Source organism: Blastopirellula marina DSM 3645, from assembly GCF_000153105.1.
Taxonomy (GTDB): domain Bacteria; phylum Planctomycetota; class Planctomycetia; order Pirellulales; family Pirellulaceae; genus Blastopirellula; species Blastopirellula marina.
In genome coordinates this window covers 28,218-45,891 of the sequence record NZ_AANZ01000002.1, presented here as the reverse complement: position 1 = coordinate 45,891, position 17,674 = coordinate 28,218, and the positions used below count along the sequence as shown (strand labels likewise).

Genomic DNA, 17,674 nt, shown 5'->3' with positions numbered 1-17,674 from the left:
AAAGAGCTTGAAAGTCGCAATTATCGGCGCCGGAATGTCGGGCTTGATTTGTGCCCGAGAGCTCTCTTCTCAACATGACGTCCACTTGTTCGACAAGGCCCGCGGCCCGGCGGGCCGCATGTCGACGCGCCGCGTCGAAGATCTTCACTTCGATCACGGCGCCCAGTATTTCACCGCGCGCGATCCACGCTTCCAGCGACAAGTCGAAGCGTGGGTCGCTGCCGGCGTGATCGCTCCCTGGAAGGGGGCGATCGGCGTTCTTCAAAGCGGCGAAGTCTCGACGCCTGAGACCAACCCCGTCCGTTATGTCGGCGTCCCGGCGATGAATGCGCCGGCCAAGCGGCTCGCCGCTGGATTGAATGTCCAACTCTCACGGCGCGTGCAAACTGTCGCGCGATCTGGCGCTGGTTGGTCGCTGACCGACGAAAGCGGCGAAACGTTGGGTCCGTTTGACGCTTTGGTCTGCACCGTTCCCCCAGCGCAAGCGGCGGATCTGCTGTGCGACGTAGCGCCAACCTACGCGGCGCAAGTAGAGCAAGTCACGCTGAACCCCTGCTGGGCGACGCTTGTCCAATTTGAGCAGCGGTTGCCGTTGCCGTTGGATGGCGCGTTTGTGCATGATTCGCCGTTGTCGTGGATTGCCCGCAACAGCAGCAAGCCGCAGCGTGATGCTTCGCGCGATTGCTGGGTGCTGCATGCTTCGCAGTCGTGGAGCACGCAGTGTTTGGAACAATCGCCTGAGGAGATCGCGCCGCAGATGTTAGCAGCGCTCGCGGCGGCGACCGGTTTGTCGCTGCCCCGCGTCGCCTATCAAACAGCCCATCGCTGGCGTTATTCGATCCCGCCAGAGCCGCTGAGCGTCGGCTGTTTGGCGGACAGAGAAGTCCGTTTGGCGATCGGCGGCGATTGGTGTCAGCAAGCGAAAGTGGAAGGCGCCTATTTAAGCGGTCTCGCGCTGGCCGAAGCAGTCACCCAGTGGGAGACCTGACGCAGTTGTAAAGCTCTTTTCCTCTGAAGAAAGGAATGGAATGAACGATTCGTGGAGCATGATCGTTTTTCGTCTGGTGGAACTTCCTGCTCGTCTTCAGTTGCGCCGCCGGCGCGAAGGTCGCATTTCTCAGCGCCATCGCTGGCGCGACGCGAATGGACATCGTCGTTACGACCGGCATGATTCGCACGACAGTCGGCCGCTGCGTATGCTACCATTTCTAAGACGCACCCCGGCAAGTCGTACGGCGCAGTCCTCTCCTCTTCTGTAGAAACGCTGGTTCGATGAACAAACGCTCCAAGTCGAAAGCACATCCTGACAAACACGCCGCGTATGACTTCGACGCCGAGCGTGATCCGAAAGATCGTTTGAAGAAGAAGCATTACGAAAAAGCGTTGGAGAAGCTGCAGGTCGAGCTGGTCAAAGCGCAGGAATGGGTGAAGCTTCAAGGGACGCGACTGGTCGTCTTGTTTGAAGGCCGCGACGGCGCCGGCAAAGGCAGCACGATCAAACGGATCTCGGAGCGACTCAATCCGCGCGGCTGCCGGATCGTCGCGCTCAACAAGCCGTCAGACACCGAACAGACGCAGTGGTACTTTCAGCGCTACGTCGCCCACTTGCCGTCGGCCGGCGAGATCGTGTTGATGGACCGGAGCTGGTACAACCGCGCCGGCGTCGAGCGGGTCATGGGTTTCTGCACGGACGAGCAATACCATGAGTTTCTCCGCAGCGCACCGGAGTTTGAGCGGATGTTGATCCGTAGCGGCATCCATCTGTTGAAGTACTGGTTTTCGGTCAGCTACGAAGAGCAAGGACGCCGCTTCGAGAAACGGCTCAAGCAACGGGACAAACGTTGGAAGTTTAGCCCGATGGATATCGAAGCCCGCAAGCATTGGTTCGACTATTCCAAGGCGCGCGATGCGATGATGGCCGCGACCGACATTCCAGAAGCGCCGTGGTACGTCGTCTCTTCCGATGACAAACGTCGCGCCCATCTCAACTGCATCTCGCACTTGCTCAGCGTGGGAGACTACCAGGAAGTGCCGCACAAGAAAATTAAGCTGCCGGAGCGAGACGACAAAGAAACGTATGTCAATAACCTGCGGGGCGAACGCCGTTTTATTCCCGAGCCCTATTAGAAGCAGTTCTTGGGCGCGAAGAGCTGTTTTAGAACGCGCGTCTTTTCGGCCACCGCGTCGGCGATCGCCGCTTCGATCTCTTCGCGCTCGGCGTCGTCAGTCGCCGCTTCGAGACAAACCTGCAGTTCCTCGACCACCGCTTGATGGGCTTCTTCAATCGCTCGCTGGGCGTTCTCAGGGCCGGCGGAACAAAAGCCGCTAAAGTCTTCTTTCATGAGGAATGCGCCCAACCGCGGGTAAATTGTTATCGTTTGCGAGTAACCTTCATCGCTGAGAGTATCATAGCAAGGTAAGCTCGGCTCTGCTTCACAATCCCTCGTCTTGAGCTCTCGTCATGCGATCCATGCGGCTGCTTTTCTTCGTGATAATGTCCATTTGTGCTGCGCTCAAGCTATCAGCCGCCGAATTGCCATCCAGTTTGCCGGCGCCGCCCGGCCAGGCCCGACTCGTCTTCTCGGAAGATTGGCAAGCCGGCGCGATCGACCCGATGAAGTGGTACGTGCTGCGTAAGAAGTGGGGCAACGGCAATCATGGGGTTGTCCCCGAAAATGTCGCTATCGAGCAGGACCTGATCGACGGAGAGCAAAAAAACGTCCTGGTCTGCACCGCTCACGGTGATCAATACGCCGGCGACGTGATCGGCATGTGGGGGCGCAAAGATCGGGTCGGCGGCGTGATCGTCAGCAAGCCGTTCTTCGCCTCGGGGCGGATTGAGATCGTCGCTAAAGTGGGCGACGACAAGCCGCACGACGGCGGTCCCAAAAATCCGCGCGAGCCGCGCGGCGCCATCCCGGCGATGTGGACCTATGGCTATCGCTGGGTGCATGCCAGCGACGAGCCGCTCGCAGAGTTTCAGCCCGACAAGCCGATGTACAACCCGCACATGAAAGCGTACGGACTGGGCGCCAACGAGTATTGGTCGGAACTCGATTTTCCGGAGTTCGGCAAAGGGGGCGACTTCTCGCAAGCGATGTACAACACCTTCTGTCAAAATCGGCATGAGCCGCTATTGTTTGACGTGTCGCATGTTATCGATGGAAAATATCATACGTATGTCACCGAGTGGCGCACCAAACTGCAAGAGCTGCCCAGCGTGACCGACAAGATGGTCGCCGAGCAGGATGGTTTCTTCTGGATTCAGGACAAGAGCATTCCGTTTGATGACTACCTAGGAAACCCGCTCAAGCGTCTTGGCCCTGATCGCTACGCTCTCTACACCGGCGACTATGCGGTCCATTATCTCGACGGCCAGAAGATCGCCGAGAACCATCGCTTTGTTCCGGCCATGGCCGCGCAGTTGAACTTGGGCGTCTGGTTGCCCGATTGGGCGGGGCCGGCGCCTTGGAAAACTGCGGCGATCAAGTTCGCCTCGGTCAAGGTTTGGCAGTACGACGATCCCGGCGACGTCCGCGGCGTCATCGTCGACGATCTAAAAAACAACATGGATGAGCAAGGCCGCGAGATTCGCTGAGCTTTCCTACTTCAGTCCCGTCGTCGCGATCCCTTTCAAGAATGTTCGCTGCGTCAGAAAGAACAGGATCACGATCGGCAACGTGAATAACGTCGCCGCCGCCAACAGCAGATGCGTTTGATCGCTGTAGGAACTGACGAACTGTTCGAGCCCATACGCCAGCGGAAAGTTCCGCTTGTCGCTCAACAGCAGCAGCGGACCGCTAAAGTCGTTCCAAGCGGCGATAAACTGAAACAGCGCCACGGTTGCGACCGCCGGCTTCGACAGCGGCAAAATGATTCGCCAGAAGATTCCCCATTCACCCAATCCGTCTATGCGGGCCGCTTCGCTCAGATCTTCGGGAATCGTGCGAAAGAACTGCCGCAGCAAAAAGATCGAAAATGCGTCTCCCAAAAAAGTAGGCACGATCAGTGCGCCCAATGTGTTGTAGAGCCCGACTTCGCGGAGCAGCAAAAACCGCGGGATCATCGTCACGTGCCACGGCAGCAGCATCGTGCCGATCAAGACGCCGAACAGCAGATTGCGGCCGGGCCATTGAAGTTTTGAGAATGCGTACGCCGCCATCGAGCAAGAGATGACCGTCCCGATCACCGAGCCCAAGCAGATCAACAGCGTGTTTCGCAGGTACAAAAAGAACGGCATCGCCGTGACCGCATCCCCATAATTTTCCCATCGCCAGATTTGCGGCAGCAGCGCATGCGGGTTCGATTGAATTTCGGCCGGCGTTTTCAGCGACGAGAAAAAGAGGATCGCCAGCGGGCCCGCCAAGAGCACCGCCGCCAAGAGCAGCGCCGCATAGGCCAACACTTTCTCCGCCAGGTTCAGCTTCACCGGTCGTTCTCCTGGGCTGCGTCGATCTGTCGTTGAATCACGCGAGTCGCGTCTTGCAGCATCGTTCGGCAATCAGGCGCTGCGGCTCGCAACATCGCGCGTTCGGCGACGCTTTTGATCTCGTTGTTGAAAAAGGCGCCTGCCGGGACGACGGGAACCGGGTACTGATTTTCGCTGCCGGCCAAATCGACAAATTGGGCGAACATCGGCTCGGCCTGCAGAAACGTTTGAAATTCGGCCTGCTGCGCGACCTGAGCCGAGACAGGAATCCAGCCGCCGGCGACACAGGTCTTGGCCGCTTCCGCTTCATGCCCGAGCCCGCTCCAGAATTTCATAAACGCCCACGCGCCGGCGGCGTTGTTGGCGCCGCGCGGTACGACAAAATTGTTGCCGTTCACCCAACCAGCTCGCTGCAGTCCGCCGCGGGGCGGCGGCAAGGGGCAAACGCCAAACTCCGTGAGCGGTTCTCCGCGCTCTTGCTGCGCTTTCTGAAAGGCGCGGATGTCGCGCACGCGCCATTGGCCATCCATCACCACCGCGTAGCGACCGGCCAACAGCGGAAACGCTTTGCCTGGGAGCGATTGATCCCCCTGGCGAAACGCCGCGATCTCGGCCGGCCCATAACGTTGGCGATAACCGACCATCCACTCTAGCGCGGCGATCAGCTGCGGATCGTCGGCGGTGACCTGATGCGTCGCTTCGTTATAAAACTGCCCGCCAAAGACGTAGCCCCACGCCCATAGGCGGCGCGAGTCAGGCAGGTACCCGTGCCGCTCATAGCTGGCCGCGCCGGGGGGCGCAATGGTCGCTTCGATTTGATCCAGCTCGGCCAAGGTCTGCGGGGGCTTCAGACCATACTGGTCAAGCATCGTCTGGTGATAGTACAACGCGCGCACATCCAGTCCGTTGGGCAATGCGTACAAGCGGCCGTCGTAGGTCGCCAAGCGTCGTGCAGCAGGAAAGAGCCACGCGGCGGCTTGTTCTACTTCGTCCGCCGGAGCGAAAGCGTCGAGCGGCTGAATCGCGCCGCGTGCGCCCCAGTCGGCGATCACCGGATCGTCGATGTTCAGCAGATCCGGAGGATCGCCGCCGGCCACCGCTAAGAAAAATTTTAAGTCCAGATTGTTGCCGGGCATCGCCACCGCGCGCACGAAGTGTTGGTCTTGCGACGCGTTAAAGCGGCGGACGATCTCCTCGACCGTTGTGCGATCTGCGCCTCCCCAGAAATGCCAAAACAGCACCTCGTTACGATGGGGCGGAGTCGGCGGCTGCCGATTGTCGCCGCGCGACGCCGCATAGGCGACGACGGCTAACAGCAACAAGATCGCGGCGATTTGAAAGGTGCTGCGGTTCATGTTTATCCTCCGTAATAAACCCAGCGGCGCGACGTCCGAAACAGCAAGAGCGTCGCTACCAGCAAGAGGACAAACAACAACCACGCGACCGCCGATGCGTAACCCATATCCAAATGTTGAAACGCGCTTAAGAACAGCTGCAAGCTGATCATCATCGTTGATCCGGCCGGCGAGCCGCGCCCTTCGCTGACAATGTAGATCTGCGTGAAGGCCTGCACCGATTGAATCAGTCCCATCACCAGGTTGAAAAAGATGATCGGCGTCAGCATCGGCAGCGTGATATGCAAGAACCGCCGCATGGCGCCAGCGCCGTCTAACTGAGCCGCTTCGTACAGCGACTTCGGCACGTCACCCAGCGCCGCCAGATAGATCACCATAAAATTGCCGACTCCCCACAGGCTCATCAGCACCAGCGCGTCTTTCGATCCCGGCGCAAACGTACCGGTGCGCCAGAAGGTCGAAAACATGTCGCCTGACGATTGCAGCCAACCAGGCGTTCCCAGCCCGATGCTCGCCAGCCCATAGTTGACGATTCCCTCTTTGGGATCGAGCAGCCACATCCACAAAATACTGGCGGCCACCACCGGAATGACCGACGGCAGGAAGAAGAGCGTCCGAAAAATCGCTTGCCCCCTCACCGGCAGCGACAGCAGCACCGCCAGGGTGATGCCGAGCAGAATCGAGAGCGGGACGCCGACAGCGGCGTAATAGGCGGTATTGGCCAGCGCCTGGCCAAACCCGGTTCCGGTGGCGATTTCGTCCGCTAGGCGAGTGTAATTTTCGCCCCCGATCCACTGCGGCGGATTGATCAGATCGTACCGACAAAAGCTCCAGTACAAAGACGCGGCGAACGGAAACAGGTATAACAGCACCAATCCGCCCAGCCAGGGGCTAGCGAAGGCGTAACCTGCGATCCGATTTCGCGTCGAACTCACGCCGCCTCACCGTTGGCTAACAAAGGAAGTGTGCCGAACAAAAGCAGTAGTCGAACCGAGATTTCGGTTGCGGGCCCCTACTGGCAAACGATTGTACCGCCGCTGGCGGTCAGCTGGGACACGTTAGGCGGTCGATAACACGAATCCACCCTATCAATCCTGATCCAACCGCGCCAGCGATGACATTAACTCCTCTTTCGACGCCTAACTGCCAGCGAACGTTACGCATTGCGCGAGACGAAGCCGGAGTTCCGCATGTTTTCGCCGATTCGCGTCACGATGCGCTCTATGGTCTCGGCTATATGCACGCGACCGACCGCATCACGCAAATCATGTTCGCTCGGGCAGTTTCGGCCGGTCGCGCGGCGGAATTGATCGCCGACAAGGAAGAACTGCGCGAAACGGATCGTTTTTTTCGACGGATGGGGCTGCATCGCAATCATCCGCGCGAAGTCGGTCTGCTGCGGAATCATATTCGCGAGCAAGTCGCCCACTATTGCGCCGGCGTCAACGACGGCGCCAACGCGGTGGGACAGTCGTGGCCGATGTGGGCGACCGGGTTTGAGTCGGAGCCGTGGGATCCAGTCAGCGTGCTGTTGATCGGCAATTTGCTCAGCTTTGGCGGACTGGCCGTCAGCCAGTTGGAGAACGAGCGGATCGTCGTCGAACTGATCCAGTCGGGCGCCAGCGAAGCGGCGCTGCGCGAGATGTTTGCAGACCGCTTGGATCATGTTGATTTTGATTTGATTCGCCAGGTTGCGTCGATGCCGCGGATGTCGGATGAGGCGCTCGAAGTGCTGGCCGACCTTCCCCGGTTGGCCGGCAGCAACGCGTGGGCCGTCGCGCCTTCGCGAACCGCGTCGGGCGGCGCGATCCTTTGTTCGGATCCCCATCTCGAGATCAATCGCTTGCCGGCAATCTGGTACGAAGCGGTCTTGCGCTGGGACGATGACTACGTGATGGGGGCGACGCTGCCTGGTTGCCCGCTGGTCGCGGTTGGACGCACGTCGAAGCTGTCGTGGGGCGTGACCTACATGAAAGGGGACACGATCGACATCTTTGTCGAAGACTGTCGCCAGGCGCCGACCGGCCAATGGCAATATCGCCGCGGTGAAAAAAAGTGGCATGATTTTCAAATCCGTCAGGAAGAGATCGGCCGCAAAGGGGGCGAAAGCGAAACGCTGATGGTCCTCGAAAATCCGCAAGGGACGCTCGAGGCCGATCCAGCCGCCGATGGCTATCAATTCTCACTCAACTGGACAGGCACTTCGCCCGGCAGCGGCGCCGCGATTGGGGCCTGGCTCGACGTGATCGCTGCGCCCGACGTCGCGTCGGGGATGGAAGTCGCCGAGCAATGTCCGCAGCCGACGTTGTGTTGGGTATTCGCCGATATCGAAGGAAACATCGGCATGCAGGGGAACGGCCGCTTTCCGGTTCGCCGCAGCGGCGCTACCGGACTGGCGCCGTTGGCCGCCTGGGACGAGGTGAACCACTGGGATGGCTTTTTGCCGCCTGAATATCTGCCGAGCATCTACAATCCTGAATGCGGATTTGTCGCGACCGCCAACGAAGAACAGCCGGTCGTCGACGGAGTGCGCGTCACGAGTCAGACGCTGCCTGACTATCGCAAACGCCGGATCGTCGAACAGCTGAATTACGCCGACGAAGTAACCGTCGAAGAAATGCAGGCCTTGCAGTACGACTATATCAGTCTTCAGGCGCGCGACTTGTTGCCCTATTTGCTGCCGCATGTCGCCGATAAAAATGTGGTGCACCGGCTGGAAAACTGGAATCTTGACTACACGCCGGATAGTCACGAAGCGGTCCTGTTTCAGCGGCTCTATCGCAATACGCTGCTGGAAATCTTCGGTCATGCCGAGGGACTCGGGCGCCGGCGCGTGTTGTACGTCGCGACGCGGGTCGGCTTTTCGAGCATGGTGATCGCCGCCGTCGATCGAATCTTGAAAAAGGAGGATTCGCTTTGGTGGAAGGGGCGGAACAAGGGAGATCTGATTCGCGCGGCGGCCGAAAAGCTTTCGCTCGAAGCGGACAAGCCTTGGTCCGACGTCAATAATTTTTACTTTACCGATCGCTTCTTCGGCGGCATCAGCGGCGGGCGTTTGCTTGGATTTGAGAGTCGCCCTTACCCGATGCCGGGCAACTTCGCGACGATCTTCCAAGGGCACGTCCTGCAGACCGCCAAACGCTCGTCGACCTTCGCTCCCAGTTATCACTTTGTCGCCGACATGGCGACCAGCGAAGCGTGGAGCAACTTGCCCGGCGGACCGAGCGAAAGCCGCTTCTCGGCCTACTACAAAAGCGACGTCCCGCGCTGGTTTGATGGGCATTACAAACGACTGAGTTGGGAAGAGAATGTCTAATTGAGCATGATGCCCGAGCGGACCGGACCGCCGCGTTTTTTTTCTGAACGGCCAAGTGGACTGGACCGTCGCATTTTTTGGGTAGCTCGAAGCGCAAGCGAGAGAAATGCGGCCTCTATCACGAATGCCGCACGCCATCGAGCCGCTGGCGCTTCGTGCTTGCTTGGAGATTCGAACTTCGTGACTGGTTTCACAATGTGGACTGGACGGCGACGTTTTTTTTCTGAGCGACCGAGTGGACTGGATCATGACGTTTTTTCATTGTCTAGCGCGCAACTTCAAAAAGGGATGGGCGACGGAAATACGGCCTCTATTCCGAGTAAACAGCCCTTTATGGTCCCTGGCTCTTCACTCGATATTCGGGATGCGGTGTTTGTGAATCGTTTCACAATGTGGACTGGACCGCGCGTTTTTTTTCGGCGCAATGCCCGGTGGCAAATCGGATTGGACTGGACCGGACCGCTTCGTGATTTTCGCGATGCAAATTCTCCAAAATCCGCGGAGCCAGGCGAGCGGGGCGGGAACTCTAACTTCCTGCTCGCCGCACGGCAATCGACCATGATTCCGTGCGCTTTGTAAAGAGGCAATTTTGGGGCAAGTAGGGCGAGATACGCCAAGAATGAACTTTGTTGACTGCGCTTCGCCGCTAGTCGTTGCGAGAGAGAATTGCTGCAAGTGAGAGGGCAAGCGCTGCGCAGTATTTTGATCCCGTCAGCCGTTGTTGGCGTGTCGTATCCCCCAGGATCAGGCTACGATTTGACGACGAATGTGAGCTATTTGCCTTCCGCCGCTTCCAGCTTGGCCAGTTCTTCCGCGGTTGCGTCGACCGTTTCGCGGATTTGCTTTTCTTTGTGCTCGGACGTGATGAAGAATCGTAAGCGGGTCGCTTTTTCCTCAACGGCCGGATAAAGGATCGGCGCCACGTTGATGCCGCGGGCATGCAGATTGCGCGACAATTTGAGGGCCCGCATTGAGTTGCCGGTGATTACCGGTACGACCGGCGTGTTGCGGCCGAGGCCGGTGTTCAGCCCCTTTTCTTTCGCCAGTTTCAGGAAGAGAGCCGAGTTTGCGGCGCACTGGGCGACGATCTCGGGATGCGCTTCTAATCGCTCGAGCGACGCGAGCGCGGCGGCCGCATTGGCCGGCGGAATGCCGACGCTGAAGACGAAGCCTGGCGCGGTGTACTTCAGGTACTGCACCAACTGCTTGCGTCCGGCGATGTAGCCGCCGCAGCTGCCAAACGTTTTGCTGAGGGTCGCCATCAGCATGTCGACGCGATTGGGATCGACATCAAAATGTTCGCAGATGCCGCGTCCCGTTTTGCCCATCGTGCCGATCGAGTGGGCCTCGTCGACAAAGAGCATCGCTTTGTATTTTTCTTTCAGCTCGATGAACTTCGGCAGATCGGGGTAATCGCCGTCCATGCTATAGACCCCTTCGACCACGATCAGCACGCGGCGAAAGTTGCCGCGCGATTCGGCCAGCATCCGTTCGGCCGCTTCGTGGTCGTTGTGGCGGAACGAACGTCGCTGGGCGCCTGACAGGATGCACCCTTGGATCAAGCTGTTGTGCGACAGTTCGTCATGCAGGATCAGATCGCCGGGGTTCATCAGATGGCCGATCGTCGTCTCGTTGGTCGAGTGCCCCCCGACGAACACGACCGAATCTTCGACCCCCAGGAACTTGGCGATGCCGCTTTCCAACTCACCATGGATCGTTTTCTCACCGCTCACGACGCGACTGGCCGAAACGCTGGTGCCAAACTGATCGATCGCCGCTTTGGCCGCCGCGTCGACAGCGGGAGCGCCGCTGCTGCCGATGTAGTTGTAGCTAGAGAAGTTGATCATCTCACGACCGTTGATCATGGTCGTGTCTTTGGTCACGCTCTCGTGGACGTCGAAGTAAGGATTCTCGACTCCATTGCGGGCAAAGGTTTCCAGTCGCGCTTCCAACTCGCGAATCTCGGGGAACTCACGCACGTCAAAGTCACCGGGGCCGATCTCGTCGATCGAACGTTTTTGTTGGGCTTTGACTTGCGGCGCGGCGGCCTCGGTTGACCCGTCAGCGGACGCAGCGTCTCCTTCAACGCCGAGGATGGTTTGCACGGCGGTTGCGAGACTGTGGACCGTCGTCTCGGCCGAAAAACTATCGAGCGGAATCTCGATGTCCAGCTCGGTCTCCAAGCCGTTCTTCAGCTCGATCCCCATCAGCGAGTCGAGACCCATGTCGGCCAGCGGTTTGCTGCGATCCAACTGCGCGGCGGCGACGCCGAGCGTTTTGCCCACCGCTTCGGCGACAAAGTCACCGACCAGGCGAGCGCGTTTGTCCTCGTTGGCGGCGGCGAGTTGCCCTTTGAGTCCGCCTGCGACGGCGCCGGCCGCGGCGACCGCTTCGCGGCGATGCAGCGTCGCCAACTGATCGAGCAACCGTGGATGCTTGTTGCGCGAGAACTGTTTGAGGAACTTGCTCCAGTCGATCGGAAAAACGCCGACATTACTGCTCAAGCGATCGCTGACGATTTGCTCCAGCGCAAACAGACCTTCCGGCGGCGAGATGACGCCGACGCCCAGCTTGGCCCACTTCGTGTGGTCTTGATCGGCCGCCATGCCGCCGCCAGACCAAGGGCCCCAGTTGATGCTGAGTCCGGCCAGGCCCAAACCGCGGCGATACTTGGCCAGCCCATCCAAAAACGCGTTCGCCGCCGCATAGTTTGACTGGCCAGGCGAACCGATCACCGCCGCGAGCGACGAGAAGGTCAGGAACATCTCTAGCGGCAAGTCGGCCGTTGCGAGATGCAGGTTCCACGCGCCGTCGACCTTGGCCGACAGAACGGTCTCGAACCGCTCCCAGGATTGCTGCGCGAGCGTCGCGTCATCCAAGACGCCTGCGGCGTGAATCACGCCGACCAGCGGGTTTTGCTTATTCAGTTGGGCGATCGTTTGCGTAACGCTGTGACGAGCCGCGACGTCGAGCGCGACGCAGTCGATGGTTACGCCTTCGGCTCGCCAGGCGGCGATTCGGGCGGACGCCGCTTCGTTGGGCTGGCCGCTACGACTGGCTAGCGCCAACTGCCGGGCGCCGCGACTGACCAGCCAACCGGCGACTTCCAGTCCCAGCGCGCCGAGGCCGCCGGTGATCAGGTAGGTTCCGCTTTCGCGGATCAGCGACGTTTCGCCGAGCGGGCGAGCCATGTCGATCACGACCTTGCCGCGATGCTTGGCTTGCTGCATGTGCCGGAACGCTTCAACCGATTTCTCCACCGGGAAGACGTCCATCGGCAGGGGACGGAGCGCACCGGATTCGAACTGCGGCGCCAGCTCTTTCAGCATCTTCGCGATCAAGCCGGGCGCATTGCGTTCTTCCTGGCCGAGATCGAACGGGAAGTATTTTGCGCTCGGGCGAACTGCGGCGAACTCTTCCGGCGTCCAGATGCCGATCTTGCCGATTTCGACGAAGCGACCTTTCGGCGCCAAGACGTCGACGCTTTTCTGGATGAAATCTTGGTTCAAGCTGTTCAGCACCACATCCACGCCGCTCCCTTTGGTATCGGCGGAGAGCTTGTCGGCGAAGCTGGTCGTGCGCGAATCGTAGATATGCTCGACGCCGAGCGAACGGAGGAAATCCCACTTGCCGCGACTCGCGGTCGCGAAGATTTCGGCCCCGGCTGCTTGAGCGATGGCGACGGCCGCTTGTCCGACGCCGCCGGCAGCCGCATGAATCAACACGCGGTCTCCCTTTTTCAACTTGGCGAGCTTTACTAGGCCGAAGTAGGCGGTTAGATAAGCTAGCGGCAGCGTGGCGGCTTCCTCGTCGGACATGCCGTTGGGACGCGGCGCGACGTAGTTTTGATCGATCGTCAGATGGCTCGCCATGCTCGCGGTCGCCAGGGCGATGACGGTGTCGCCAGGCTTATGCGACTTGACCTTGGCGCCGACGCGGGTCACGACGCCTGAGCATTCAAAGCCGAACGTGACGTCCGCTTCGCTGAGGATGCCGATCTCTTTTTCGTACTCTTGCAGCATGCCGAGGGCACGCAGCACGTCACGGAAGTTGAGCCCGGCGGCGCTGACGGCGATTTCGACTTCGGTTTCAGCGGGGTCGGTGAGCGTGACTTCGCGAAGCGTCAGCTGATCGATCAGGCCAAACTTTTGCAGACCCAAGCGATAGGGCGAATAGGGAATCGCGAGTTGTCCGCGCTGCGCGTCGGCGGCCGAAACAAGCCGTGACGAGTAGCGTTTGTCGCCGCGCAGGACGATCTCGACCTCTTTATCGGGAACCCAGAGTTCGCCAAACAGCTTGGCTCCGTTCTCGCCGCCGTGGGGATCCAGATCGACGCGCGTGCAGGCAAGCTTGGGCGCTTCGGCCGCGATGACGCGGGCCATGCCCCACAGCGATGCGGCCAACGGTTGCGCTACGCCGTTGTCAGCGGCGACTTGCTGTGCGCCGCTAGTGACGATCGTCAGCTGCGGCGTTTGCTCGTCAAGCTTCAGCAGCGATTGGGTCAGATGAAGCGCCGCTTGCATCGTTGAGAGGTCGGCGGCGACCAGCGATTTCGAGTCGGCGGCGGCAAGTGAGTCGGCCAGAATGACCACTCCGCGGAGGGGCGCATCGGCCGATAGATTCAGTTTCGCCAGCAACTCTTCAAACTGAGCGGCGTCGCCGGGGTGCACGACGGCGGCGTCGGCCGTGACTTTCAGCTTTTTGCCAGGCGAGCAGATCACGCACCGTTGTTTGCGATCGGTTAGTTCTTTCCGTAGTGATGCGGCGAGCTCGCTGTTTGCATCTTCGGTCCAGACCAGCCAAACCGGCTGTTGCGTCTCGTCGACCGAGAGCGGCGAACCAATCCGCGGCGTTTCGCGCCAGATTACTTCGTACAGCCAGTTGTCGACATGGTGATGCAGACGTTGTTGCAAGTCTTTCCGCGAGACGCGCATCAAACGGAGGCCGCGGATCTCGGCGAGTTGTTCTCCCTCTTCGCTGGCCAAAATGACATCGGCGACCACTTGCGGCGAGCGCCCGCTCTTGCGCTCGGTGATCTGGCTGTGGCAGATCACATGGGCCGGCGAGTGGGCCGCGAACGTACGAACCGCTTCGGCGCCGATCGGTACGAATGTCGCGTCGGCGTCGACTTGATCGGCGACCAGTGCGCCCACCGTCTGCAAGCAGGCGTCGAGCAGCGCCGGATGCAACACATAGTGCGACGCTTCGCTCTTTTGCTGCGCGGCGAGCGCCACTTCGGCCAGCGCATCATCGCCGCCGGTCCCCAGCTTTTTGACGCCGCGGAAGGCGCGGCCGTAATCGAGACCGCTGGCGCGGCAGGCGGCGTAGAACGGCTCGACGTCGACTTCCCCTTCCATCTTGTAGTAAACGTCTTGCAGCTTCAGTTCAATCGGCGCGGCGTCGGTCAGGGCGAGCTTGCCTGACGCGTGCAGCTTCCAAACGGCGTTCGTTTCGCCGGAGGTTTCGCAGCTGAGAATGCGGAAGTCGCAGACGGCGTCGCCGGGCGAGATGAGCGTTTGCACGCTACGAAGCGACTCGTCGAGGACGAGCGGTTGATGGATGTTTAGCCCTTCGATCGCGACGTTGGCGGCGGCGAAATGTTCGCGGCCGGCGGCCAGCGCGATTTCGATGTAGCCGGTCGCGGGGAAGACCGGTTGTCCAAATAGTTGATGATCACGCAAGTAGGCGGGGCGCGACGCCGAAAGGGTCGACTCGTACAGCTTTTCGTCTAGCGCAGTCGGGTGCAGCACGCCCAGCAGCGGGTGTCCGCCGACGATCGGCGTGGCCGCGGTGCTTTGATAGGCTCCGCCGTCGGTCGCGGCCGACATGTTGTCCGGCGCCCAAAACCGGGTTCGCTGAAACGGATAGGTCGGCAGTTCTCGCTTGGTTCGCGCATAGCCGGCTTCAAAGCCTTGCCAGTTGATTTTGCCGCCCAACTCAAACAGTTGGGCGAGCGAACCAAGCAGGGTTTGCCACTCGTCGCGTTTGGCGCGCAGCGACGGGAGCCAGTTGAGATCTTTGTTGTCGAGCGTCGCGCGGCCTAGTCCGGTCAGGATCGGGTTGGGACCGATCTCGACAAAGACCTTGGCGCCCTTCTTGCCGAGCAGCGCCATGCCGTCGCCAAAGCGAACCGCTTCGCGCAGATGACGTCGCCAATACTGGGGCGTCATGATCTCATCACCGGCCCATGCGCCGGTCAGGTTGGCGGCCAGCGGAATCGCCGCCGGATGAAGGTCGATTTGACCAACCGTCTTTTCAAACTCGTCGAGAATCGGATCCATCAGCGGCGAATGAAACGCATGCGAGACCGTCAAGCGAGTCGCGCGAACTCCTTGCTTTTCGCAGGCGGCGATCACAGTTTCGAGAGCTGCTAATTCTCCGGAAATGACCGTTTGTTGCGGGCTGTTGTAAGCGGCGACCGAGAGCTTGTCGGCTCCAGCGGCGACCAGCGGATCGACGATCGCTGGACCTGCGGCGATCGCGACCATGCCGCCGCCGGCCGGTAGCGAGTTCATCAGCTTGCCGCGCAGCGCGATCAGCTTTAGCCCATCTTCAAGTGAAAAAACGCGAGCGGCACACGCGGCGACATATTCGCCGACGCTATGGCCGATCACCATGTCAGGCTCAACGCCCCACGACTTCCACAGCTCGAACAACGCATACTCGACCGCGAACAGCGCCGGTTGCGTGTAGGCGGTTTGGTTGACCGAATCGGCGTCGGCGCCAAACAAGATTTCTAAGAGCGGCACGTCATACGGGGCCAGAATCGCTGCGCAGCGGTCGAGCGTCGCGCGATAGATTGGCTGCGTCTCGTACAGCGTGCGGCTCATGCCGAAGTACTGCGAGCCTTGGCCGGTAAACAGGAAGGCGGTCTTCAGCTTGCGGCGTTTGGCGCCGTTCTCTTGGGTCGGCGCCGTTTGCGCGAGCTTGTGCAGTTGCTTAAGCGCCGCTTCGCGTGAATCGACGACCAGTCCGCGACGAACTTCCAGCTTCGAGCGGCCCACATTGACCGAGTACGCGAAGTCGGCGATATCAAGATCAGTCTGCTCGACCAAAAGATCTGCGTATTGCGTGGCCACTTCGGCCAGTCCGATCGCGCTGGCGGCCGACAGGGTCACCACATGCTGCGGACGCTGGAGATCGGTGAATGACTCTTTGCTAGACTGGCCAGCGTAGTCGCCGACGATCACATGGCAATTGGTTCCGCCGAAGCCAAAGGCGCTGACGCCTGCGATGCGACTTCCGGCGGGAGAATTCCAAGCGGTGGGGGAAAGCGGGATTTCGATCGGCGCGTCGGTGAGATCGATGTAGGGATTGAGCTCATGGAAGTGCAAGTGCGGCGGAATCTGCTGATGCGTCAGCGCCAAGATGCACTTCACCAATCCAGCGACGCCGGCGGCCGACTCAAGGTGGCCGATGTTGGTTTTGACCGAAGCGATCCGCAGCGGCTTGCTCGCGGGGCGATCAACGGCCAACACGCTCTTGAGCGAACGGACTTCGATCGGGTCGCCCAACGACGTACCGGTGCCGTGCGCTTCGATGTATTCCACATCATGCGGATCGAGCTGCGCATCGGCCAGCGCGGCGCGCAGCACGTCTTGTTGCGAGGGGCCGTTGGGCGCGGTGAGCCCGTTGGTCAGACCATCTTGATTGACGGCCGATCCGCGGACGACCGCTAAGACGCGATCACCGTCGCGCTCGGCGTCTTCGAGTCGTTTCAAGACGACCATGCCGCAACCTTCGCCGCGGACGTAGCCATCCGCTTTGGCGTCAAACGTTTTGCAACGTCCGTCAGGCGCCATCATCCGGGCCTGCGAAAAGGTGATTGTTCCCTCGGGCGTCAGCATCATGTTGACGCCGCCGGCCAACGCGAGATTTGACTCGCCGCTACGCAGGCTTTGACAGGCCAAGTGGACGGCGACCAGCGACGAACTGCAAGCGGTGTCAATCGCGACGCTCGGTCCGCGCAGATTGAACAAATAGCTAATCCGATTGGCGGCGATCGAGAGACTGGTGCCGGTCGCGCTGTAGGCGGTCAGCGACTCGAGCCCGCGAAACATGAGCCGCTGATAGTCGCTGTTGCTAATACCGATAAAGACGCCGGTCGCCGAATCGGCGAGCGAGTCTACCGGAATGCCGGCTTGCTCGAGCGATTCCCAAGCGACCTCTAACAGCAGGCGCTGCTGCGGATCCATTTTCTCGGCTTCGCGGCCCGAGATCCCGAAGAAGGCGGGATCGAAGTCGGCGACCTCGTCGAGAAAGCCGCCCCAACGCGTGCTGGTTTTACCCGGCGTAGCTGGCTCCGAGCTGTACAGCGCGTCAACATCCCAGCGATCGCGGGGCGTTTCGCGAATTGCGTCGACGCCGCCGGCAAGGAGTTCCCAATAGGCGGCGATATCAGCCGCGCCGGGAAATCGGCAACCGACGCCGACCACGGCGATCGGCGAGTGAGATGGATGCATCGCGGTAATCTATCTACGACGTGGCTTGTGAATGACGGCCGTGAAGACGCGTCCTGGGTGGAATCGGCAAAGCAAGCGGCGCAAGCCTTGTGGTCATTGTAGCGATAAAGCG

At 60.4% G+C, this 17,674-nt stretch carries 9 protein-coding genes; 4 read left to right on the top strand and 5 right to left on the bottom strand.

The features are described 5' to 3' along the window. The first annotated feature begins 7 nt into the window (after positions 1–7). Positions 8–988, top strand: a complete 981-nt coding sequence (locus DSM3645_RS00180) for an NAD(P)/FAD-dependent oxidoreductase (RefSeq protein ID WP_002649930.1) — start codon at positions 8–10, stop codon at positions 986–988. Between the two features lie 284 nt (positions 989–1,272). Then, complete coding sequence (gene ppk2 / locus DSM3645_RS00175; protein WP_002649929.1) at positions 1,273–2,127, top strand: polyphosphate kinase 2; 855 nt, start codon at positions 1,273–1,275, stop codon at positions 2,125–2,127. On the opposite strand, the gene DSM3645_RS00170 is transcribed toward ppk2, so the two are convergent. Then, positions 2,124–2,342, bottom strand: coding sequence for a hypothetical protein (locus DSM3645_RS00170; protein ID WP_002649928.1), 219 nt, complete (start codon positions 2,340–2,342; stop codon positions 2,124–2,126). The genes ppk2 and DSM3645_RS00170 overlap by 4 nt on opposite strands. A 152-nt stretch (positions 2,343–2,494) precedes the next feature. Here DSM3645_RS00170 and DSM3645_RS00165 point away from each other — a divergent pair, with 152 nt between their 5' ends. Further along, positions 2,495–3,598, top strand: coding sequence for a glycoside hydrolase family 16 protein (locus DSM3645_RS00165; RefSeq protein WP_002649927.1), 1,104 nt, complete (start codon positions 2,495–2,497; stop codon positions 3,596–3,598). 6 nt (positions 3,599–3,604) lie between these two features. On the opposite strand, the gene DSM3645_RS00160 is transcribed toward DSM3645_RS00165, so the two are convergent. The 3 genes from DSM3645_RS00160 to DSM3645_RS00150 are packed head-to-tail and all read right to left on the bottom strand — an operon-like array spanning position 3,605 to position 6,719. Further along, complete coding sequence (locus DSM3645_RS00160; protein ID WP_002649926.1) at positions 3,605–4,429, bottom strand: carbohydrate ABC transporter permease; 825 nt, start codon at positions 4,427–4,429, stop codon at positions 3,605–3,607. After that, complete coding sequence (locus tag DSM3645_RS00155) at positions 4,426–5,784, bottom strand: extracellular solute-binding protein (protein WP_002649925.1); 1,359 nt, start codon at positions 5,782–5,784, stop codon at positions 4,426–4,428. Before DSM3645_RS00155 ends, DSM3645_RS00160 begins: the two co-directional genes overlap by 4 nt. 2 nt (positions 5,785–5,786) lie before the next feature. Continuing rightward, positions 5,787–6,719, bottom strand: coding sequence for a carbohydrate ABC transporter permease (locus DSM3645_RS00150; protein ID WP_002649924.1), 933 nt, complete (start codon positions 6,717–6,719; stop codon positions 5,787–5,789). A gap of 179 nt (positions 6,720–6,898) precedes the next feature. Between DSM3645_RS00150 and DSM3645_RS00145 the strand changes: the two genes are divergently transcribed. Continuing rightward, the gene (locus tag DSM3645_RS00145; RefSeq protein WP_040351420.1) at positions 6,899–9,100 is read left to right on the top strand and encodes a penicillin acylase family protein; all 2,202 of its coding nucleotides are present in this window, start codon (positions 6,899–6,901) and stop codon (positions 9,098–9,100) included. A gap of 773 nt (positions 9,101–9,873) precedes the next feature. Here the strand turns inward: DSM3645_RS00145 and DSM3645_RS00140 are convergent. Continuing rightward, positions 9,874–17,562: a type I polyketide synthase gene (locus tag DSM3645_RS00140; RefSeq protein ID WP_002649920.1), complete on the bottom strand. Its 7,689-nt coding sequence runs from the start codon at positions 17,560–17,562 to the stop codon at positions 9,874–9,876. Positions 17,563–17,674: the final 112 nt, after the last annotated feature.

Coding starts and splice junctions, on each gene's coding strand:
- DSM3645_RS00155 (WP_002649925.1), bottom strand. CDS start 5,784: ATGAACCGCAGCACCTTTCAAATCGCCGCGATCTTGTTGCTGTTAGCC.
- DSM3645_RS00165 (WP_002649927.1), top strand. CDS start 2,495: ATGTCCATTTGTGCTGCGCTCAAGCTATCAGCCGCCGAATTGCCATCC.
- ppk2 (WP_002649929.1), top strand. CDS start 1,273: ATGAACAAACGCTCCAAGTCGAAAGCACATCCTGACAAACACGCCGCG.
- DSM3645_RS00140 (WP_002649920.1), bottom strand. CDS start 17,562: ATGCATCCATCTCACTCGCCGATCGCCGTGGTCGGCGTCGGTTGCCGA.
- DSM3645_RS00145 (WP_040351420.1), top strand. CDS start 6,899: ATGACATTAACTCCTCTTTCGACGCCTAACTGCCAGCGAACGTTACGC.
- DSM3645_RS00170 (WP_002649928.1), bottom strand. CDS start 2,342: ATGAAAGAAGACTTTAGCGGCTTTTGTTCCGCCGGCCCTGAGAACGCC.